Source organism: Martelella sp. UBA3392, assembly GCF_002358775.1.
Classification (GTDB): domain Bacteria; phylum Pseudomonadota; class Alphaproteobacteria; order Rhizobiales; family Rhizobiaceae; genus Martelella; species Martelella mediterranea.
In genome coordinates this window covers 9621-28691 of record NZ_DEPM01000074.1, presented here as the reverse complement: position 1 = coordinate 28691, position 19071 = coordinate 9621, and the positions used below count along the sequence as shown (strand labels likewise).

Sequence of the window (19071 nt, the reverse complement as noted above, 5' to 3'; positions counted from 1 at the left end):
CGTCGGGCGAGAAGGCCGGCAAGACCTATTCGCTGGAACTGTGCGGCGGTACCCATGTGCGCGCCACCGGCGATATCGGCCTGATCCGGATCGTCGGCGAGAGCGCGGTCGGCGCCGGCGTGCGGCGCATCGAGGCGCTGACCGGCGTCGATGCGCGCCGTTATCTCACCAACCAGGATGAAAAGCTGAAGGCACTGGCGGCCAGCCTGAAGGTCCAACCCGACGATGTCGGCAATCGCGTGGAAACGCTGCTGGACGAACGCCGCCGGCTGGAGCGCGAACTGACGGAGGCGCGCAAGCAGCTTGCGCTCGGCGGTGCGGGATCGGCCGATGAAGCTGAAAAGATCGGCGATATCAACCTGATCGCCAAGGTGCTCTCGGGCGTGGCGGCGAAAGACCTGAAGGGCATGGCCGACACAGCCAAGACCAACCGCGATCATACGGCCGTCGCCTTCATCGCCGTGGCGGAAGACGGCAAGGCGAGCATCGTCGTGTCGCTGACCGAAGATCTGACGCAGAAATTTTCCGCGGTCGATCTGGTGCGCGCGGCCTCTGAAGCCGTCGGCGGCAAGGGCGGCGGCGGACGTCCGGACATGGCCCAGGCCGGCGGCCCCGATGGCGCGAACGCCGAAGCCGCGATCAATGCCGTGCGGGCAGCGCTCGCCGGCTGAGGCCGACGAGCGAACTCTTCCGTTCAGAAGAATGTATTGACCGGCGGCCGATCCCCGCTTGAGTGGCAACCCCAGGCGGCCGGATCAGGCCGCTTTTTCATCCAGCGCAACGGCATCGAACGCGCGCGCGATCACCTCCGGCCCCGCGCCCGGCTTGGTCGCCTCGGTCGAAAGAATCTGGCGATAACGCCGCGCGCCGGCATAGCCGTTCATCAGGCCGACCATATGGCGCGTGATCTGCGAGAGCCGGGCGCCTGCGGCAAGTTCGCCATCCGCATAGACCATCATTTTATCGCGCAGCGCTTCCCAGTCCAGAGCCCGCCGCGGTTCACCGAACAATCGATAATCGACATCAGCCAGAAGCGCGGGCGTCTGGTAGGCCGCGCGCCCGATCATCACGCCATCGACTTTTTCAAGGTGGGCTTCCGCCGCGTCCAAGGTCAGGATGCCGCCATTGATGCCGATGAAAAAATCCGGATGGCGCGCCTTCATGGCATAGACCAGCGGATAGTCGAGTGGCGGGACCGAACGGTTTTCCTTGGGGCTCAATCCCTGCAGCCACGCCTTGCGGGCGTGTATCCACAGCGCGTCGGCCCCGGCGCCCGCCATCCGGTCGACAAAATCCGGAAGCACCGCATCGGGATCCTGATCATCCACGCCGATCCGGCATTTGACGGTGACCGGCACCGAAACAGCAGCCTTCATGGCCGAAACCGCTCGTTCCACAACCTCGGGCGTGCGCATCAGGCAGGCGCCGAACGTGCCCGACTGGACGCGGTCCGACGGGCAGCCGACATTGAGATTGATCTCGTCATATCCGAAATCGCTACCGATCGATGCGGCCTCCGCAAGCTTCAACGGATCGGACCCGCCAAGCTGCAGCACCACGGGATGCTCGACCGAGGCAAAGCCCAGCAACCTGTCGCGATCACCATGCAGCACCGCATCGGCCACGATCATCTCCGTATACACCTGCCCGCGCGTCATCATCTGCCGATGAAAAAACCGGCAATGCCGATCCGTCCAGTCGATCATCGGCGCAATGGCGAAGCGGGATGCCGCCGGAAGTTCTCGTTTTTCAGTTTTTTCAGACAATTCCAAAAACCTTATATCCGTCTCTTTTCCGCTCATTCGGTGCCAAATACGTCGATCTCGACACTGGTCTGGCTACAAAGTGCCAAATAAAGCTCCGTGTACCAAGTCAGGAGATCACCATGGGCTCGATCAGACGCTCAAACGAAATTATGGCAGCAGCAGCTAGCTTGCTCGCGTGCGCGTGATGCGAGATGGAACGTCCTATCATGAGACCAGGTCTTTTGACAGACGCCCTGCCGCAACCGCCTGGATAAGGAAGCGCGAGAAAGAGCTGGCCAGACCTGACGCGCTGGAGGCGTTAAATGCGCAAGACCTGTCCAAAACCATCGAGCGCTACACCGAAGAAGCGGTCAAAGAAATCGGACGCACGAAGGCACGAGTCCTGAAGACGGCCTATCCGATCGCCGACATGCCCTGCTCCGCCATCAGGTCAAAGAACACCGTCGCGTTCCTTCCGTCCCTTCCCGGGCATCAGTCTCTACCCGGGCAACGGCAAACCATCGGGAATTACGCAAGCCACCTCGCCTCCATATTTGCCATCGCGCATTGCCGGCTTGACGACGGGGAAATGGGAGACGCCATCACGGTGGCGCGCCGCATGGGGATCATATCCCGCTCAGCTCAGCGGCACCGCAGACCCATCCTCGAAGAACGATTATTGACGCATTTCATCGATCGGCGCCGAAGACCACCTCAGGCCATGCCAATGCACAAGGTGATCGTTTTCGCTCTCTTCTCGACCCGCCGACAGGCAGAGATCACCCGCCTCACCTGGGATGACTTCCAGAAGCAACACAAACGCATCCTGGTTCGTGACATGAAGCACCCGGGTGAGTAGCTAGGCAACAATACATGGGTCGACCTGCCCGACAAAGCCATCCGTATCATCGACAGCATGCCCAAGCGCAAATCGGAGATATTCCCCTACTCCCCGGATGCAATCACAGCGAACTTCACGCGGGCTTGCAAGCACCTCGGAATTGAAGACTTGCACTTCCACGATCTGCGCCATGACGGCATCTCGCGCCTGTTCGAGATGGGCTGGAACATCCCGCATGTCGCAGCGGTCAGCGGACACAGGTCCTGGGTGAGCCTTAAACGTTATACCCACATCCGTGAGACCGGCGACAAATATGCCACTTGGGCAGGCTTGCAACTCACGAGCGGAAACGACTGAACGCAACGGGCGATGCCCGCCTGTCCTCCATCAAGGTAAATGCCATCGACCTCAGCCTGATGCCGGCAACGGGACTGGCCCGATCCCAACCGGCTCCGCTGAGGTGGCTCTACGGGCCAATGCCGCCAGGTAAGGGTTCAGGCTCAGCCTGTACCGAACTGAAAGCGTTTCGGCGAGGTGCCGGTCACGCGTTTGAAGGCGTTGCTGAACGCACTGACGGACGTATAGCCAAGCGTCTCTGCGATTTTTGATACCGGCATTGATCCGTCCTCGAGCGCGCGCACGGCGAGGCGCATGCGCCAGTCGGTCAGATACGTCAGCGGCGGCACGCCGCAAACCGCCTTGAAGCGCGCCGCCAGCACCGAGCGCGACATGCCGGCAGCCTTCGCTAGGTCGCCGAGATGCCAGTTCCTGGCAGGGTCGGAATGCATCAGCGCGATGACGCGCGCTATGCGTGGATCTCCCAATCCGCGTAGCCAGCCGATATTCGCGCGCCCGCCCGATTCCAGATGGGTGCGAAGCACCCGGACAAACAGCAATTGGGCAAGCGATGCGGTTGAAAGACCTGCGCCGGCCTGCTTGTTTTGCACCTCGGCCACCACTTCCCTCGCGAGCCATTGCAGCCCGGCCGCCTGTTCGGCGTTCCCGGCAACGTGAATGACCGGCGGCAATTCATCGAGCAGCAACTCGCGTCGCGTTTCATCGAGCTCGACATGTCCGCCAAGGTAAAGAACGTCTGTTCCATCGCCCAGGCTGACCATGCTGTCCGGCGCGTCCCGGAAGACCTCCCGGGCGTCCAGCGGCGCGACATCGAGATCGCTCAACAGGTCGAAAGCGCGGTCGCCCTTGACGAAGAAGACGTCGCCCGCCTGTAACGCCCGCGGCGCGGCAAGCCCATCGACCCGCATCCAGCATGCGCCGGCGGCGACGACGCCGAACTTGATGGCGTTAGGACGGGGAAAGCGAATGCCCCAGTCTCCGCCCGCCGTGAAACCGCCCGCCACCTCGCAGCGCGCGCCAACGAAAGCAAGAATCTCGGAAAGAGGATCATCGAACATGTTCAGGACTATCGCGAAACTTATCGGGATTGACAAGCATTTAAAGTCTTAAAACCAGGCATTACCCTCTCTGAAATCACTGCCACCGGAATCGGAGAACTCAGATGCTGACCACACGAAAACTGGGCGCCGCCGGGCTGGAGGTCTCCAGCATCGGCTTTGGCTGCATGGGCCTCAATGCGGTCTATGGCGGCAACCGGGACAGAAGCGAGATGATTGCGCTGCTGCGGACGGCGGTGGAGATGGGAGTAACCCTGTTCGATACCGCCCAGGTTTACGGTCCGAGGATCAATGAAGAGCTTGTCGGCGAGGCGCTACAGCCCCTGCGCGAAGATGTGTTCATCGCCACGAAATTCGGCTTCGCGCTTGATCCTGACGGAGGCCCGGCGCCGATCGGCCTTGACAGCAGGCCGGAGACGATCAAGGCGACCGCGGAACAGTCGCTGCAACGCCTGAGGTCCGATCACATCGACCTCTATTACCAGCACCGGGTCGACCCTGATGTGCCGATCGAAGAGGTTGCCGGCGCCGTGGCCGAACTGATCGCCGAAGGCAAGGTCCGCCATTTCGGCCTGTCCGAAGCCGGTGCGGAAACGATCCGAAAAGCGCATGCGGTTTGTCCCGTCACAGCACTTCAGTCGGAATATTCACTCTGGGCGCGCGAGCCCGAGACCGAGATATTTCCGCTGCTTGAGGAACTCGGCATCGGCTTCGTGGCCTACAGCCCGCTTGGCCGGGGATTCCTGACCGGCAATATCTCAGCCGACACATCTTTCGACGCCGGTGATTTCCGCACTTTCCTGCCGCGCTTCCAGAAGGATGCGATGGCGCGCAACATGGCCGCCGTCGAGCGTCTGAAGGCGTTGGCCGCCGCGAAGGGCATTACGCCGGCACAGCTCGCCATCGCCTGGGTGATGGCGCAAAAGCCTTGGATCGTACCGATTCCCGGCACCACGAAGAAATCGCGCCTTGAGGAAAATCTCGGGGCCGCGACGGTGAATCTGTCCGCGGCGGAACTGGCCGCGATCGATGATGCGATGTCTTCGATCGAGATCGACGGCGAACGTTACTTCGAAAGTGAAATGCAGAGCCTCAACCGCTGAACAGGCGGCCTCTATCTCAGGAGAAACAGCAAATGACCATGACACGACGACAACTCGTCGCCTCGACCATCGGCGGCGGCACAGCGGCCGGACTGGCGTCCACCGCGGGTCGATCACTGGCGCAAACGGCGTCGCCCGCTGCCGGCATGTCTCTCGACGGCCTTTATTCCACCGCGACGGCGAGCACCGGGCTGACCGGAGAAGCCGCCGACCGGGTCGCGATCCGCAAGCTGATCGACGCCTGGGGCCATTTCGCCGACCGGCGACTGGCGGATGAGCAGGCGGCGTTGATGGCGGAGGACGGGAATATCCTGATCTATGATCGCGAACCCGAAGGACAGGATCCCGTCGACGTGCGCCGCGGGCGAGAGGCCGTTCGCAATTCCGTGGGCCCCTTTCTCGCCCAGTACGCGCATACCACGCATTTCATCGGGCAATCGGCGATATCGGTTTCCGGCGACGAAGCCTTCGGTGAGACATATTGCCTGGCGCATCACATCTATGACGAGGACGGCCAGAGGATGCTGAAAGTGCTGTCGATCCGTTATTACGACAGTTTCCGGCGCACCGATGGCGTCTGGTTGTTCGCCGAGCGCCAGCTGATCATCGACTGGAGCGACACGCGGCCGTCGCAGCCCTAGCGCGTGTTGATGAGCCGATTGTATTTGCGAACGGGAGCGCTACTGCTCTTGCGGCGCGCGTTCCTTTTCACGTTCAGCGAGGGCGTGGTGGCGCGAAAGCTTTTCTTCGATGAAGGCTTCCATGTGCCGCAATTCCACGATCCGGCCCTTAACGACGGCAAGCCGTTCCTCCAGGAAAGTGACGGTTTCCGCCTCGGTAAAGTCCCGCGTGTCATGGACGTCGAGGAGCGGGCCGATTTCCTTCAGCGCCAGGCCGAGCTGTTGCGCCTGCCGCGCGCGCGATCCGGTCGAGATTGGCAGGATCGTAGTCGCGATAGACACGGCTGCCGGCCTGTCGCGGCAGCGACCGCACAATGCCCATTTCCTCGTAGTGGCGGATACCGTCTTTTGAAAGACCCGAGAGCCTGGCCAGGTCTCCGATAAGCATTTTGCGGCATACCTCTTGACTGTGGGGTTTCCCGATAGCCTACATGAGGCGTCATCGCAATTCCAGACCGAGAAAGGCTGATGACATGAACGCTACGAAAACCGAACGGGTCGCGCTGATCACCGGGGCCTCCTCCGGCATGGGCAAGGACTTCGCCCTGCGACTTCTCGAAGAAGGATACGTCGTCTATGGCGCGGCGCGACGTACCGAACGCATGCAGGACATCGCCGACAAGGGCGGGGTCGCTCTTGCCATGGACATGGCCGACGAGGCCACGATCAAGGCCGGCATCGACACGATCATCTCGGCGCACGGCCGCATCGACGTGTTGGTCAATTGCGCGGGCTACGGTCAATACGGCGCGCTTGAAGACGTGCCGATGGATCTGGCGCGTCGCCAATTCGAGGTCAATCTCTTCGGCCTTGCCCGCCTGACCCAGCTCTGCCTCCCGCACATGCGCGCGCGGAAAGACGGGCGGATCGTCAATATTTCTTCCATCGGCGGCAAGATCTCCACGCCGCTGGGAGGCTGGTATCATGCATCCAAATTCGCGCTCGAAGCCTATAGCGACGTGCTGCGCAACGAAACCCGACAGTTCGGCATCAAGGTGGTGTTGATCGAGCCGGGTGGGGTCGCCTCCGAATGGAGCGGGATCGCGGCTGAGGAGGCCGCGCGCCATTCCGGCAAGGGGCCCTATGCCGGTCTGGTCACAGCCTTTGCCAAGGCGCAGGCGGCGCTCGGCAAGCAGCCGGGACCAGAGGTGATCACCGATCTGCTGATCCGGTCCCTGAACTCCCGAAACCCGAGACCGCGCTATGTCGGCGGGCAGATGGCAAAGCCGATCCTGTTCCTGCGCCGCTGGCTACCGGACCGGATGTTCGATCGGGCGATCATGGCCTCTTTCAAATAGGCACCTGCTCCAACATTCCGCTTCCACGACGACAACTCTCCTTCAGGTCGCGGCGGCCAGCACCAGCATTGGATCGGCAGCTTCAACCGCCTTTTCAAAGAGGTTGCGGAGAAAGTCAAAGGGGGTGTCGGTTTTAGCGCGCATCAGGTGACCCAATGCTCGCGTTTGCCCAAAGCGATATGGATCGACTTCGGTTCGGTGTATTCTTCAACGCCGTAGACGCCGGTTTCTCTGCCGGTTCCAGATTGCTTGAAACCGCCGATTGGCAATTCAGGCCCACCAGCGATGGTGGTATTCATCCAAGTCCGCCCCGCTTCGACCCGCCGCATCGTTCGCACCGCTTTGTCCAGATGCTTGCAGCCAGACCAAAGTCGTTGTCGTTTGCAGTTTCGATCGCTTCGTAACCACAAAAAACTGAACCATATCAATGACTAACGCCTTCACCCGTACAATTAAATACGCTTTGAGAGTCTGTCCAAGAACTCACGTTGCTTGTCGATTTGTGTCATCAGGTTGAAATGCATTGTGGTGAGAATGCCGAGAATCAAGACAGAGGCACGGCATTTGCAACGACGACACGTCCAACGAGTTCGTTCTTGAACAGACTCTGAGGACCGCGAAGCAGCTGGGATCGGCTTCTCAGGGCGACGTCGTCCGTCTTTGACGGCAATATCCAGATAGTCGATTCGTCCTGTGTCCGCGTGCATCAATATGGTGCCACCGGAAAAAGGAACGCCAATCGAAGCCTGGGGTGTGCCAAGGGGGACCTGACAACGAAGAATCACACCCTCGTCGATCCGGCGATTGATCTGACCGATCTCGTGCACCAGAGCATCCATTTGCCGTTTTCAGCTCCGACGGGCGACCCTGCTATGCTCCGGCACATCGCCGATCTCAGCCATCTTGGCATCCAGCTTTTCCAGCATGTCCCGGAAAATGCCCCCATATTCCGGGTCGCCGGCGCGATTGTGCAATTCAAAGGGATCCGCACCACAGTCGAACAGTTCCCATTCGGGCGGGTCATCGCCCGATGTAGCCCCGATCTGGTCGAGCGGCTCGTTGTACCAGTAGATCAGTTTGTAGCGTTCGGTGCGTATGCCGTAATGGGCAAACGCGTTGTGGATGACATCCTTGTGCATCCAGTAGCGATGATAGGCGACATCCTGCCACTCTTCGCCCGCCTGGCCTTCGAAAACCGGCCGCATGCTCGTCCCTTGCATGTAGGAGGGGACCGGCACACCGGCATAATCGAGAAAGGTCGGCGCGAAATCGACATTCATGGCGATCTTCCCGGAAATTCCGCCCGGTTCGATCCCGTCGGGATAACGCACCAGAAACGGCATCTGCAGCGATTCCTCGTACATGAAGCGCTTGTCGAACCAGCCGTGCTCACCCAGGAAAAAGCCCTGATCGGAGGTGTAGATCACGATCGTGTTGTCCGCCAGTCCCGCCTCGTCGAGATAATCGAGGAGACGGCCGACATTGTCGTCGATCGACTGCACCGTTCTCAGATAGCGCTTCATGTAGCGCTGATACTTGAATTCGGCGAGTTTTTGCGGGTCGGTAAAGGTGAAGTTTTCGCCGGTCTTCACATCGATCAGCGTCAGGCTTTCCCCCTCCTTCAGTTCGGGCACCTTGCGCATGTGCACATTCGGATGCTCGAACAGCAACGCGCCGACCTCGGAGCCGCCTTCGGGCTGCACCAGACCGAGATCCTCATAGGTCATGTCCGAGCGCACCCGCATCTTCGCCTCCTTCGCAGCCGCCGCGCGGTTGGCGTAATCATCGGTGAAGCTGTCGGGCAGCGGCAGGTCCGCCTCAAACATGTTCTCGTGCTTGTGATCGCAGACGAAGTGCCGGTGCGGCGCCTTGTGGTGGCACATCAGGAAAAACGGCCGTTCCTTGTCGCGGGCCTTAATGAAATCGATGCTCATGTCGGTGGTAATGTCGGTGACGTAACCCGGATGCACCTTCGGGCCATCGCGATCGATGAACACCGGATCGTAATAGACGCCCTGCCCCGGTATCACCGCCCATTGATCGAAACCGGTCGGCTCGTGCGCCTTTCCCTCACCGAGATGCCACTTGCCAAAGATCGCCGTCTGGTAACCGGACTGTTGCAGGTGTCTGGCGACGTTCGGCAACCGGTTGTCGATATGGGTATCGAGCGTCGTCACCAGGTTCACGTGATTATAGGTGCCGGTCATGATCGCTGCGCGGCTTGGCGTGCAGATCGAATTGGTGACATAGCAGCGGTCGAGCCGCATGCCCTCGTTCGCCAGCCGGTCGAGATTGGGCGTGTTGTTAAGCCCGCCACCATAGGCCGAGATCGCGCGGGCGGCATGGTCGTCGGACATGATGAAGATGATGTTGGGTCGCATGGATCTGCCCCTTTATGTCAGTTCTGGTCCGCGGCAAGCGAGATGCCGGCAAGCGACCGTCCCTCGCTGTCGAAGAAATGGGTGCGTCCCGACAGTACGACACCGGCTGCGACGCCCGTCGGCGTGTTGGTGCCGCCGGGCACCCGCACCACCAGTTCCTGGCCCCATTCGGTGGCGACATAAACGAACTCGCTGTCGCCGAGACGTTCCACCACGCTGACCGTGCCGGTGAAATGACCGCTGTCCGGCTCCGTGAGCGTCATCTGGTCGGCCCGTAGCCCCAAAACAGCAGTTCGCGCCGCATCCTCACCTGAAAGCGTGACGGCGCTTTTGTCCCTGAAACGGAATGTCAGGTTTTCGCCGCCTTCGAGATCGAGAAAGTTCATCTTCGGCGATCCGATGAAACCGGCGACGAAAAGATTTGCCGGGTTCTCGTAAAGCTCCATCGGCGCGCCAATCTGTTCGACCCGACCCTTTCGCAAAACCACGATCTTGTCCGCCAGCGTCATGGCCTCGACCTGGTCGTGGGTCACATAGATCATCGTGGATCCGAGCCGTTCATGCAGTTCCAGCAACTCGATCCGCATCTGGCCGCGCAGCGCCGCGTCGAGATTGGAGAGCGGTTCATCGAAGAGAAAGACCTCGGGATTGCGCACGATCGCGCGTCCAATCGCAACGCGCTGGCGCTGACCGCCGGAAAGCTGGGCGGGCTTGCGCTGCAAGAGATCGTTGAGCTGGAGGGTTTCTGCCGCTCGGGCGACGCGGCGATCAATCTCATCCTTAGGCGTATGGGCAAGGCGCAGGCCGAAGCTGATATTCTTTTCAACCGTCATGTGCGGGTAAAGCGCATAGGACTGGAACACCATAGCAATGCCCCGGTCGGCGGGCTGTTCGCGGCTGACATCGCGTCCGCCGATCAGGACCTTGCCGGACGTCTGGTTTTCAAGACCGGCAATAATGCGCAGCAATGTCGACTTGCCGCAGCCCGATGGCCCGACGAGGACGGTGAACGAGCCTTTCGGTATGGTGAGCGAGAGGTCGGGGATGACATCCACCGATCCGAACTGCTTCGAGAGATTTTCAATCTGGACTTCGGACATCGCTACTCCTCCCGGGCCGTGGCCCACGCCGCGCAATCAATAATCGGCCACACGTGCGGGCCCTGCCCCTGTCACCATCATCATTGCGGAAAAATGCTTGTGAATGAGCTCATCGCGGACCTTCCGGAATTCCGGCTGGTGCCACAGGTCGTCGAGCTCCTGCGGATCGTTGTCGAGGTCGTAGAGTTCGCCCTCGCCTGCGTCATGGTAGACCGCGATCTTGTATCGCCCGTCGCAATACATCGTGCCGCGCGAGCCGACCCGGTCGGCAACATTGATGGCATCGAAATATTCGCACAGCACATAGGGCTTGTGATGCGCCGGATCCGCCTGTCCGGTCAGGAGCCCGACGAGGGAACGCCCCTGGTTCTGGTCCGGAAGGGCGAGGCCCGCGGCCTCTAGCAGGGTGGCCGGCAGATCGACCAGTTCCACCAGTGCTTCGGAAACCGTGCCCTTGAGGAACGCGCCGGGCCAGGAGATCACCAGCGGAACCCGCACCAGCCCGTCATAGAAGCGGCAACCCTTGTAGAGCAGGCCGTGGTCGCCCAGCATCTCGCCATGGTCGCTCATGAAGATCACCAACGTATCGCGGGTCTGGCCGGTCTCGGCGAGCGTTGCCATCAACGCCCCGACCATGTCGTCGATCTGCGCGATCATGGCGAAATAGGCGGCCCGCAACGCCGGCACATCATATTCCGTCGGCGGCCTGTCGTGCGTTCCGCCCTTGCTTTCGCCCGTCGGACGCACCCGCGGATCCACCGCGCTTCCGGCCTGCTGGTCGACGCCCGCAAACCGCGGATATTTTTCGAGGTCGCTTTCGGCAAAGGCCGGCGCCGGCATGTCTTCCGGCCTGAACCGGTCGAGATAGGACCTGGGAGGATCGAAGGGCGGATGCGGATCGAAGACATTGATCGAAAGCAGCCACGGCTCATCGGCGTGGCGACGGATGAAGCTGTCGGCGCGTTCGCGCGCCCAGCTTACCTGATGATGTTCGGCCGGCAGCGGCGATGTCACCAGCCCGGACTGCCTTGCGAATTCCGCCTTGGCATCCACGCCGCGTTCGGCAAGCCAGTTCTGATAGTCGTGGCCGCTGTCCCAGTCGGGCGCGGCATGCTGGCTCCAGTAGAACTCGTCATAGCCATCATCCGGCCGTTCCTCGATGCGCGCCTCGGCGGCGGAGAGGTGAAGCTTGCCGATCAGGCCCGTCGCATAGCCTGCCTGCTTGAACAGCTTGGGAACCAGGGTCAGGTGTCCGGGAAACCCCTCATTGCCGTTGCGCTGGACCTGGTGGGCGACCGGATACATCCCGGTCAGAAAGGTCGCGCGGCTCGGCGTGCAGATCGGGCTTTGCGTATAGGCCCGGGTAAACACCGTGCCGTCCGCCGCCAGCGCATCGATATGCGGGGTGCGCGCGCCCTGAAATCCGAGACAGGACAGCGTGTCCCATCTCTGCTGATCGGTGCATATCCAGAGAATGTTTGGCTTGGTCATTTCGATCTTCGGGTCAAACGCCAGCGGCGACGCGCCGCTGGCGACGTTTTATTCAACACGCCTGACGGCGTGCCATGTCACTTGAGGTAGCCGGCGCGTTTGAACAGCTTCTCGATATCGGCCTGCGCGTCGTCCAGCGCCTCCTGAGGCGTCTTGCTGCCGATCACGGCTTCCTGCAGGGCTTGCCCGACCCGGTCGCCCATTTCGCGGAATTCGGGGATGGGCAGCCGGTAATTGGGATAGCTGACGTCAAGCGTGTCCTGATACGCCTTGGTGAAGGAGCCGTAGCCGAAGTCGAAGCCCTTGGCCTTCTGGAATTCGGGATCATCCCAGATCGAGGTGCGGGTGACGGCGAGGAAGCTTCCCACTTCGGTCACCTTCTTCATGGTCTCCGCGCTGGTCGCCCAGAGCAGGAAGGCGGCCGCGGCATCCTTGTTGCGCGAAGCGGCATTGATGCTCCAGCCCTGCGAGGTATAGGGCGCGAAGGTGCCCGCCGGCCCGCCCGGCGGCACGGCGAAGCCCAGCTTGCCGTTGACCTTCGAAATCGCGGGATCGACGATGCGGCCGGCAAGCGGCGCGCCTTCGATCGCCATGGCGACCTTGGCCTGCTGCAGCGCGATGACGACATCGTCATAGCCGGCGGAGACCGAGCCGGTCACGCCGTATTCGGTCACAAGCGTCTTGTAGATCTCAAGCGCCTTCACCGCGGCAGGCGAATTGACGGTCGGGGTCATGTCACTTGGATAATCGGCCACCCAGTTGCCGCCCTCGCCGAGCATGATCTGGGTCCAGTACCAGATATTCTCGCTGGTACCGGGCTTGCCGCGCATGGCGGTGCAGGCCATCTCGGAGGTTTGCAGCTTGGCGCACATGTCGAGCATTTCCGAGAAGGTCTTCGGCGGCGCGTCATAGCCGGCGTCCTGCAGCACGGGACCCTGGTAGTACATGATCTGGGTCGCCGCGAAATACGGAATGCCGTAGAGCTTTCCGTCGTAGGAATGGCCGTCGATCGTGGTCTTGATGAAATCGCCGATGTCGAATCCGGCATCGGCCGCGACATAGTCGTCGAGCGGCGCGATCCGTCCGCCGACCGCCCAGCGCGGAATGTCGGAGGCCTCCAGGAATACGAGATCATAGGTCGGAGACTGGGTCGAGAGCTCGACCGCGATCTTCTGCACGGCCTGCCCGAAAGCATAGGTATCGACCTGCACATTGGCGCCGGTCTGCTCCTCGAAGGTCTGCTTCAACTGGCCGATCGCGTCTTCCCAGGGCTGTTTGGTCGTCAACACCCGAATGTCGACGCCCTCGAACGACTTGTCCGCGGCGGACGCGGCCGAAGGCAGGGCGACGGAAAGCGCCAGTGCGGCTGCCGTCAGGATCTGGTTCATGGGTCTTCCTCCTCTTTTGCAGGGCCTGTTCAGCCCTTCACCCCGCCAGCGGCACTGCGGACGAGATATTTCCTGATAAACATTGCGAAGACGGCCACGGGCAGGAGGATGATCACGCCGGCGGCGCTGACCTTTCCCCATTCGGTGCCCTCATAGGCCATGTAGTTAAGGATCGCGATCGGCGCGGTCTTGGCCTCGAACCTGGTCAGGGTCAGCGCGAACAGGAACTCGTTCCAGGCGAAGATGAAGACCAGGATCGCGGTCGAGACGATGCCGGGGGCTGCAATCGGCACGGCGACGCGGGTCAGGATCTGCATGCGCGTGGCGCCATCGATCCGAGCCGCCTCCTCGATGGCAAGCGGAACCGACTGAAAGAACGGGATCAGCACCCAGATCGCGAGCGGAACCGAAAAGATCGTGTTGATGATGATCAGCCCGGTCCTGGTATCCATCAGACCGGTGCGCTGATAGACGAGGAAATAGGGGATGACGAAAATCATGCCGGGCGCCGCGCGCACCAGCAGGATGATCGATACCAGCGCAGGCCGGGCGTTCGACTGCAGCCGCGCCAGGCTGTAGGACGCGGGGATGGCCAGCGCCATGGAGATGATCGCCGTGCCGGACGATACGATGACCGAATTCAGGAAGGCGCGGGTAAACTGCGAATCCGAAAGCACCTGGCGATAATTGTCCAATGTGAAATCAGCGATCAGAACGGGCGGGTCGGCGAACATCGCCAGCGCGCCCTTGAAAGAACTCGCCAACATCCAGACCACCGGCGCCAGCAGGAACAGCATGAACAGCGCCGCAATGGCATAGCAGAAAAGCTTTTCACCAGATCGCATGGTCAACGCCCCGCCGTTTTCGAGGCCCGCGCAATTCCGATCAGGAACGGCGCGCAGACGGCCATGAGAATGAGGAAGAAGAACACGATGACCGTGGAGGCGTAGCTGACGCGCAGATATTCGAAGCCGTTGACATAGGCATAATAATTGATCGGCGTCGTCGATGCGGCCGGCCCGCCGCCGGTCAGCACGAAGATGATCGGGAAGATCGCCAGCGCCTCCAGAATGCGGAACACCGTGACCGTGAGCATGACCGGCATGATCGCCGGGATCGACAGGTAGAAATGGCTCTGGAACCACGAAGCGCCATCGACGCGGGCGGCCTCGTATTGTTCGGTATCGATCGTCTCGAGCGCCGAAAGCATCAGCAGGGCGACGAAAGGCGTGCCTACCCAGACGGAGGCAGCGACGATCACGCCGAGCGCGGAGGCTGGCGCGTTCAAAAGATCAAGCCTGAGATCGAGGCCCAGTTGACCGGTGATGAAGGCGAGGCCGCCAGCGCCTGGAACAACGAACAGCTTCCAGATCAGTCCGCTGACCGCCGGCGGTATCACCGCCGGCAATACGAAGGCGACGCGCATCCAGTTGGTTCCGGGAAGACGTTCCTTGAGCACGATCGCGAGCATCAGGCCGATGACGATCTGGAGCACGACCGGAATGATGATCAACTGGAATGTGACGATCACCGAATGGACGAACTGGCTGTCGTCGAAAAGGTCGAGATAGTTTGCGAGACCGACAAAGCCTGACGGCATTGTCGAGGTCAGGTTGATCGAGTAAAGGCTTATAACGACAGTGAATATGATCGGGGCCAGAGCGATGACGACCAGAAAGCCGAAAGTTGGCCCGATGAGCGGCCAGAGCCCTTTGTTTGGCGAATTTTCCAAGTTAGTCCTCCCGTATACGCTTGTTTGAACCACAGATGATGACCGGCTTCAAATACCGATTTTGGATGTGGCATCCACTTTTTCGATAGCCAGAATTGAGGAATGGCAATGGATAGTTTTATACGATTCCTTGCGGTCGCAGACGAAAAGAGCATATCGCGCGCGGCCGCGCGGCTGCACGTCTCGCAGCCCGCCCTGTCGCGCACGATATCGCTGCTTGAAGACCGCTTCGGCACGGATCTGTTCAAGCGCACCGCCGCAGGCGTGGAGCTGACCTCCGCCGGAACCATCCTCTATGAATATGCAAACCGGGCCGCGCGGGCGATCTCGAACGCCGAAAATGCGATCCAGCACGCCGAGGAAAGGGGCAAGCTGATCCTCACGATCGCCGCCGGCGACGGCTGGGCCTATGGCATTCTTCCCGATGTCATCCGGTCGTTCAGCCAGGCCCATCCATCAGTCGCCGTCAGGCTGGAGACCATGGATCTGGAGTCCAGAACCCAAGGGCTGAGAAACGGCAATTTCGATCTGACCTTCGGGGTGCTCTCGCCGGAATATATTGCCACCGGCACGGTCGAATTCCTGCCGCTGCTCGAAGCCCCCTACGATGTCTACTGCCATGTCGACCACCCGCTCGCGCGTTTGTCGCCGGAGCGCGAGCCAAGCCCCGAGGAATTGCTGGCCTATCCATGGATCAACCACAAATTCGAATATGACTATGATACATCGCTGTCGCTGCGCACGGCGCGCAACCACGCCGTGCGCACCAACACGATGCTGAGCGCGATCGAGATCATTCAGGGTTCGCCCTTTCTGATTTCGACGGCAAAATGGTTCCGCCATTTCTTCGAGCGCAACAATATGCACCGCCTCTGCGAGGACGATGAAAGCCCGGTATTCTGCTCCGGCGCCGTCTTCCAGCGCAGCGATGCCCTGCGCCCGATCGACAAGCTTTTTCTCGATGCGGTGATCGAACGCTGCCGGGGCATGGAGGGCAGTATCGATTTGGGTCTGAAGACGAACTTCGCGCGGTGAGTATTTTCAATGGCTTGCTTGCGACTTGAGCGTGACGCTTTCCGGCTCGACATCCGGATCGGGCGCCGTTGCAGCTAAATCGACCGCAAACATCCTGCTGCGGCGGAACCCGAACAAGCACAGCAATTCCCCCCGAAGAGGCAAAGCGTTCGAAAATCAAAAACCGTTGTCCACGCCGTCATCGAGACGAACCACTCACAGCGCATGGTCAGGCGCCCGCCTGGCGTGCGCTTCCGGGCGGCGTGCGGCCAGCGTCGGGTCCGTGGCGGATGGCTGCCGCCGTCCACCCCTGGGTCCGCAACCCGCTCTCGATCCGCCAGTCGAGGATCGCCTGCAGCAGCCGCGCCTTGTCCGCCTGATGTGCCGGATCGTCCCACAGGTTGCGGCACTCGTCCGGGTCGGCGTCAAGGTCGAACAGCTGACCCGGATGTTCGGCGAAATGAACCAGCTTGAAGCGGTCGTCGCGCACCATGGTCATGTAGGCCGTGCCATTCAGGATCCGGTCGCCGGCATGTTCGGCGAAAATATACTGCCGCGGCTCCGTTTCCTCGCCGGCAAGCACCGGCGCCAGCGAGCGCGCTTCCATCCATTCCGGTACCGGCACGCCCGCCAGATCCAGGATCGTCGGCCCGAAATCGAACAGCGAGACGAGGTCGTCCACAACGCGCCCGCCGGAAATCAGCCCCGGCGCCCAGACCAACGCCGGAACGCGAACCGAGTGCTCGTACATGCTCCACTTCTGGCTCAGCCCGTGATCGTTGAGGCTGTCGCCGTGGTCGCTCGTGAAAATCACCACCGTATTGTCGGTCAAACCGCGCTCATCGAGGGTTTCGAGAAAGCGTCCGATCGACGCATCGATCATCGACACATTGGCGGCGTAGTGCCGCCGCTGGCGCATCAGCTGCGCATCGCTGGGGTCCTCCAGATGCACGATCGCGTCGTGATCCACATCAAGATGCGACTGGCGCAGCGCCCGCAACGGCGCGGGCAGCGGCTCGTCGTCGCGGATCGGCCGCGGCGGCTCCGCGTCGTCGTAGAGCGCCAGCGCCTCTGGCGTCGGGTCGTAGGGCGGATGGGGACCGGGAATGCCGATCTGCAGGAAGAACGGTTCTGCCGCTTCGCAGGCATCAAGCCACATGCGCGCCATGTCCGGAACGAAATTGTCTGAATGCAGGTCCGCCGGCAGTTCCCACGCGAAAGCGCCGAGCCGCTCGGCATAGTCCGCCCGGCGGCGATAGGTGACGCGGCTGGGCTTTTCCAGCCCCCGCGCCCAGAACGCCTTGTCCCACTGGTCGAGGTAGAACGGCAACCTCCTGGTCGCCCGGTCCTTGTTCTCGACCACGTGACGCTCGTGAAAGCCGAAGGCATCCTCGAATGGATGCGTATGCATCTTGCCGACGTTCACGCAGCGATAACCGGACGCGCTCAGCATCTGTACCCAGGAGAAAGCCCACGGCTCGTCATTGCGCATCACGCCGTTGGTATGCGGGTAGGTTCCGGAAAAGAGGGAGGCGCGAGACGGCGCGCAACTGGGAGAGGTGCAGTACATACGACTGAACAACACACCCTCGCGGGCCATCCGGTCGAGCACGGGCGTATGCATCCACGATGCGCCGCCGGCCGCGATGGTATCGAACCGCTGCTGGTCGGTGATAACGAAGATGATGTTGGGTCGGTCGGCTTTTGGGGTCGGCTCGGTCATCCTGAAAGCTCCTGATGGGATTGCGTAAATCAGCCTGTGCCGCGCACAAGATGCGTGAAGTCCGTGTCGGCGGGCGGCGGCGGGGCTCTACCCGCAAAGCGGGCGAGCAGCAGAGCGGCGGCTTCGCGCGCGATTTCGCGATCGGGAGGACGCACCGAGCTGAGCGGAACCGGCGTTTCGGCCGCGAAGTCGAAATCGCCGTAGCCGCAGAGCCGCAGGTCGCGTGGCAGGTCCAGCCCGCGGCGGCCGGCCTCGAACAGGGCCCCGAGCGCGACAAGGTCGTTCGAGCACAGGATTGCGTCGGGCGCTTCGGCCCGGTCCATCAGATCGGCGAGCGCGGTGGCGCCGGCGCGGGTTGTGGCGCGCTCTGGGGAAACATGTTCGATCACCGGCACGTCGGCCTCGGCGGCGATTTCCCTGAGGCCGAGCGCGCGGTCGGCCGCCCGCCGGTCGCCCGGCAGCGCAACCACGGCAAGGCCCAGCCGGCGTGCGCCCGCGGCCAGAAAATGTCGCGCCACAGTGCGGCCTACGGCACGGTGGGAGAAGCCGATATTGGCATCGATCGGCCGATCGATCAGTTCGCCCACCTCGACCACCGGCAGTCCGTCGGCGAGAAGCGCTTGCAACGCGGCCCGCGAATGGCAGCGTCCGACCATCACCAGAGCCGCCGGAGACCAGCTCAGAAGCGCGCGCACCAGCGCTTCCTCTCGCTCGGCGTCGTAGTGAGTGGCGGCAATCATCACCTGATAACCGCCGCTCTCGAGCTGAACCATCAGCTCGTCCGTCATGGCTGCAAAGGCGGCAAGCGCAGGCACGATCACGGCGACGGTGCGGCTGCGACCGCGCGCGCGGCTGCCGGCGAGGCCGCTCGCCACGGCGTTGGGAGCGTAGTCCAGCGCCCGAACCGCGGCATCGATCCGTGCGCCGACGTCATCCGAAACAAGGTGACTGCCGCTCAACCGGCGCGACACGGTGCTGGCCGAAACGCCGGCCATTCTCGCCACATCGATCATCCGTGCTTTCATCGCGCCACCTCCGCATACCGTCACGCCGGGTTTGCGCAAGACCCATGAATGCGCTTTCATGAAAGTTGCATAACGCGATATTTAACCGCGAACAAACTATTTTTTTGTGCATGAAAGCGATGTCATGAATAAGCC

Annotated in this window: 21 protein-coding genes; 7 read left to right on the top strand and 14 right to left on the bottom strand. The window is 61.7% G+C overall.

All coding sequences use genetic code 11. From position 1 onward, the window contains the following. Positions 1-671 (top strand): DHHA1 domain-containing protein (locus B4E36_RS05690; protein WP_345900091.1); only part of this gene is annotated, 671 nt, incomplete at its 5' end. Between the two features lie 84 nt (positions 672-755). On the opposite strand, the gene dusA is transcribed toward B4E36_RS05690, so the two are convergent. After that, positions 756-1802: a tRNA dihydrouridine(20/20a) synthase DusA gene (gene dusA, locus B4E36_RS05685; protein WP_292058990.1), complete on the bottom strand. Its 1047-nt coding sequence runs from the start codon at positions 1800-1802 to the stop codon at positions 756-758. Between the two features lie 148 nt (positions 1803-1950). Here dusA and B4E36_RS05680 point away from each other — a divergent pair, with 148 nt between their 5' ends. Both B4E36_RS05680 and B4E36_RS05675 read left to right on the top strand, forming a co-directional pair. Then, positions 1951-2604 (top strand): hypothetical protein, encoded by a 654-nt coding sequence (locus B4E36_RS05680; protein WP_345900090.1) that lies wholly within the window; start codon positions 1951-1953, stop codon positions 2602-2604. A gap of 57 nt (positions 2605-2661) precedes the next feature. Beyond that, a complete protein-coding gene (locus B4E36_RS05675; protein ID WP_345900089.1) occupies positions 2662-2943 on the top strand; it encodes a tyrosine-type recombinase/integrase in 282 nt (93 codons plus the stop codon). Between the two features lie 143 nt (positions 2944-3086). Here B4E36_RS05675 and B4E36_RS05670 read toward each other — a convergent pair whose 3' ends face one another. Continuing rightward, entirely contained in the window at positions 3087-4001 is a 915-nt protein-coding gene (locus B4E36_RS05670; RefSeq protein ID WP_292058988.1) for an AraC family transcriptional regulator, read from the bottom strand. A 107-nt stretch (positions 4002-4108) separates the two neighbouring features. Here B4E36_RS05670 and B4E36_RS05665 point away from each other — a divergent pair, with 107 nt between their 5' ends. After that, positions 4109-5104: an aldo/keto reductase gene (locus B4E36_RS05665; protein ID WP_292059054.1), complete on the top strand. Its 996-nt coding sequence runs from the start codon at positions 4109-4111 to the stop codon at positions 5102-5104. Positions 5105-5136: 32 nt separating this feature from the next. Continuing rightward, positions 5137-5745: a nuclear transport factor 2 family protein gene (locus tag B4E36_RS05660; RefSeq protein ID WP_292058986.1), complete on the top strand. Its 609-nt coding sequence runs from the start codon at positions 5137-5139 to the stop codon at positions 5743-5745. Positions 5746-5784: 39 nt separating this feature from the next. Here the strand turns inward: B4E36_RS05660 and B4E36_RS05655 are convergent, their stop codons facing one another. Together B4E36_RS05655 and B4E36_RS24290 are read right to left on the bottom strand one after the other, a co-directional pair. Next, the gene (locus tag B4E36_RS05655) at positions 5785-6060 is read right to left on the bottom strand and encodes a MerR family DNA-binding protein (protein ID WP_366927441.1); all 276 of its coding nucleotides are present in this window, start codon (positions 6058-6060) and stop codon (positions 5785-5787) included. After that, the gene (locus B4E36_RS24290) at positions 5957-6172 is read right to left on the bottom strand and encodes a MerR family DNA-binding transcriptional regulator (protein WP_366927440.1); all 216 of its coding nucleotides are present in this window, start codon (positions 6170-6172) and stop codon (positions 5957-5959) included. The genes B4E36_RS05655 and B4E36_RS24290 overlap by 104 nt, the downstream gene beginning before the upstream one ends. Before the next feature lie 85 nt (positions 6173-6257). Between B4E36_RS24290 and B4E36_RS05650 the strand changes: the two genes are divergently transcribed. Further along, complete coding sequence (locus B4E36_RS05650) at positions 6258-7082, top strand: oxidoreductase (protein WP_292058982.1); 825 nt, start codon at positions 6258-6260, stop codon at positions 7080-7082. Positions 7083-7225: 143 nt separating this feature from the next. On the opposite strand, the gene B4E36_RS05645 is transcribed toward B4E36_RS05650, so the two are convergent. The 8 genes from B4E36_RS05645 to B4E36_RS05610 all read right to left on the bottom strand — a co-directional run bounded on the left by B4E36_RS05645 (position 7226) and on the right by B4E36_RS05610 (position 15174). Continuing rightward, entirely contained in the window at positions 7226-7381 is a 156-nt protein-coding gene (locus tag B4E36_RS05645; RefSeq protein WP_292058980.1) for an aldehyde dehydrogenase family protein, read from the bottom strand. 153 nt (positions 7382-7534) lie between these two features. After that, positions 7535-7921 carry a hypothetical protein gene (locus B4E36_RS05640; RefSeq protein WP_292058978.1) on the bottom strand — a complete coding sequence of 129 codons (387 nt, stop codon included), beginning with the start codon at positions 7919-7921 and terminating at the stop codon, positions 7535-7537. Positions 7922-7930: 9 nt separating this feature from the next. Beyond that, positions 7931-9463 (bottom strand): sulfatase family protein, encoded by a 1533-nt coding sequence (locus B4E36_RS05635; RefSeq protein WP_292058976.1) that lies wholly within the window; start codon positions 9461-9463, stop codon positions 7931-7933. 17 nt (positions 9464-9480) lie between these two features. Further along, positions 9481-10563, bottom strand: a complete 1083-nt coding sequence (locus B4E36_RS05630) for a sn-glycerol-3-phosphate ABC transporter ATP-binding protein UgpC (RefSeq protein ID WP_345900088.1) — start codon at positions 10561-10563, stop codon at positions 9481-9483. A 36-nt stretch (positions 10564-10599) separates the two neighbouring features. After that, positions 10600-12054, bottom strand: a complete 1455-nt coding sequence (locus B4E36_RS05625) for a sulfatase family protein (RefSeq protein WP_292058486.1) — start codon at positions 12052-12054, stop codon at positions 10600-10602. A gap of 77 nt (positions 12055-12131) precedes the next feature. Beyond that, the gene (locus B4E36_RS05620) at positions 12132-13442 is read right to left on the bottom strand and encodes an ABC transporter substrate-binding protein (RefSeq protein WP_292058484.1); all 1311 of its coding nucleotides are present in this window, start codon (positions 13440-13442) and stop codon (positions 12132-12134) included. Positions 13443-13471: 29 nt separating this feature from the next. Beyond that, a complete protein-coding gene (locus B4E36_RS05615) occupies positions 13472-14287 on the bottom strand; it encodes a carbohydrate ABC transporter permease (RefSeq protein WP_292058482.1) in 816 nt (271 codons plus the stop codon). Positions 14288-14289: 2 nt separating this feature from the next. Beyond that, the gene (locus B4E36_RS05610) at positions 14290-15174 is read right to left on the bottom strand and encodes a carbohydrate ABC transporter permease (RefSeq protein ID WP_292058479.1); all 885 of its coding nucleotides are present in this window, start codon (positions 15172-15174) and stop codon (positions 14290-14292) included. Positions 15175-15282: 108 nt separating this feature from the next. Between B4E36_RS05610 and B4E36_RS05605 the strand changes: the two genes are divergently transcribed. Continuing rightward, a complete protein-coding gene (locus tag B4E36_RS05605) occupies positions 15283-16209 on the top strand; it encodes a LysR family transcriptional regulator (RefSeq protein ID WP_292058476.1) in 927 nt (308 codons plus the stop codon). Positions 16210-16417: 208 nt separating this feature from the next. Here the strand turns inward: B4E36_RS05605 and B4E36_RS05600 are convergent, their stop codons facing one another. Then, positions 16418-17911: a sulfatase family protein gene (locus B4E36_RS05600; RefSeq protein ID WP_292058475.1), complete on the bottom strand. Its 1494-nt coding sequence runs from the start codon at positions 17909-17911 to the stop codon at positions 16418-16420. 29 nt (positions 17912-17940) lie between these two features. Further along, the gene (locus B4E36_RS05595) at positions 17941-18936 is read right to left on the bottom strand and encodes a LacI family DNA-binding transcriptional regulator (protein WP_292058473.1); all 996 of its coding nucleotides are present in this window, start codon (positions 18934-18936) and stop codon (positions 17941-17943) included. Positions 18937-19071: the final 135 nt, after the last annotated feature.

Bases quoted from the DNA above. Each gene is read 5' to 3' on its own strand.
- dusA (WP_292058990.1), bottom strand. From the start codon at position 1,802: ATGAGCGGAAAAGAGACGGATATAAGGTTTTTGGAATTGTCTGAAAAA.
- B4E36_RS05680 (WP_345900090.1), top strand. From the start codon at position 1,951: ATGCGAGATGGAACGTCCTATCATGAGACCAGGTCTTTTGACAGACGC.
- B4E36_RS05675 (WP_345900089.1), top strand. From the start codon at position 2,662: ATGCCCAAGCGCAAATCGGAGATATTCCCCTACTCCCCGGATGCAATC.
- B4E36_RS05670 (WP_292058988.1), bottom strand. From the start codon at position 4,001: ATGTTCGATGATCCTCTTTCCGAGATTCTTGCTTTCGTTGGCGCGCGC.
- B4E36_RS05660 (WP_292058986.1), top strand. From the start codon at position 5,137: ATGACCATGACACGACGACAACTCGTCGCCTCGACCATCGGCGGCGGC.
- B4E36_RS24290 (WP_366927440.1), bottom strand. From the start codon at position 6,172: ATGCTTATCGGAGACCTGGCCAGGCTCTCGGGTCTTTCAAAAGACGGT.
- B4E36_RS05650 (WP_292058982.1), top strand. From the start codon at position 6,258: ATGAACGCTACGAAAACCGAACGGGTCGCGCTGATCACCGGGGCCTCC.
- B4E36_RS05645 (WP_292058980.1), bottom strand. From the start codon at position 7,381: ATGAATACCACCATCGCTGGTGGGCCTGAATTGCCAATCGGCGGTTTC.
- B4E36_RS05640 (WP_292058978.1), bottom strand. From the start codon at position 7,921: ATGGATGCTCTGGTGCACGAGATCGGTCAGATCAATCGCCGGATCGAC.
- B4E36_RS05635 (WP_292058976.1), bottom strand. From the start codon at position 9,463: ATGCGACCCAACATCATCTTCATCATGTCCGACGACCATGCCGCCCGC.
- B4E36_RS05630 (WP_345900088.1), bottom strand. From the start codon at position 10,563: ATGTCCGAAGTCCAGATTGAAAATCTCTCGAAGCAGTTCGGATCGGTG.
- B4E36_RS05625 (WP_292058486.1), bottom strand. From the start codon at position 12,054: ATGACCAAGCCAAACATTCTCTGGATATGCACCGATCAGCAGAGATGG.
- B4E36_RS05620 (WP_292058484.1), bottom strand. From the start codon at position 13,442: ATGAACCAGATCCTGACGGCAGCCGCACTGGCGCTTTCCGTCGCCCTG.
- B4E36_RS05615 (WP_292058482.1), bottom strand. From the start codon at position 14,287: ATGCGATCTGGTGAAAAGCTTTTCTGCTATGCCATTGCGGCGCTGTTC.
- B4E36_RS05605 (WP_292058476.1), top strand. From the start codon at position 15,283: ATGGATAGTTTTATACGATTCCTTGCGGTCGCAGACGAAAAGAGCATA.
- B4E36_RS05600 (WP_292058475.1), bottom strand. From the start codon at position 17,911: ATGACCGAGCCGACCCCAAAAGCCGACCGACCCAACATCATCTTCGTT.
- B4E36_RS05595 (WP_292058473.1), bottom strand. From the start codon at position 18,936: ATGAAAGCACGGATGATCGATGTGGCGAGAATGGCCGGCGTTTCGGCC.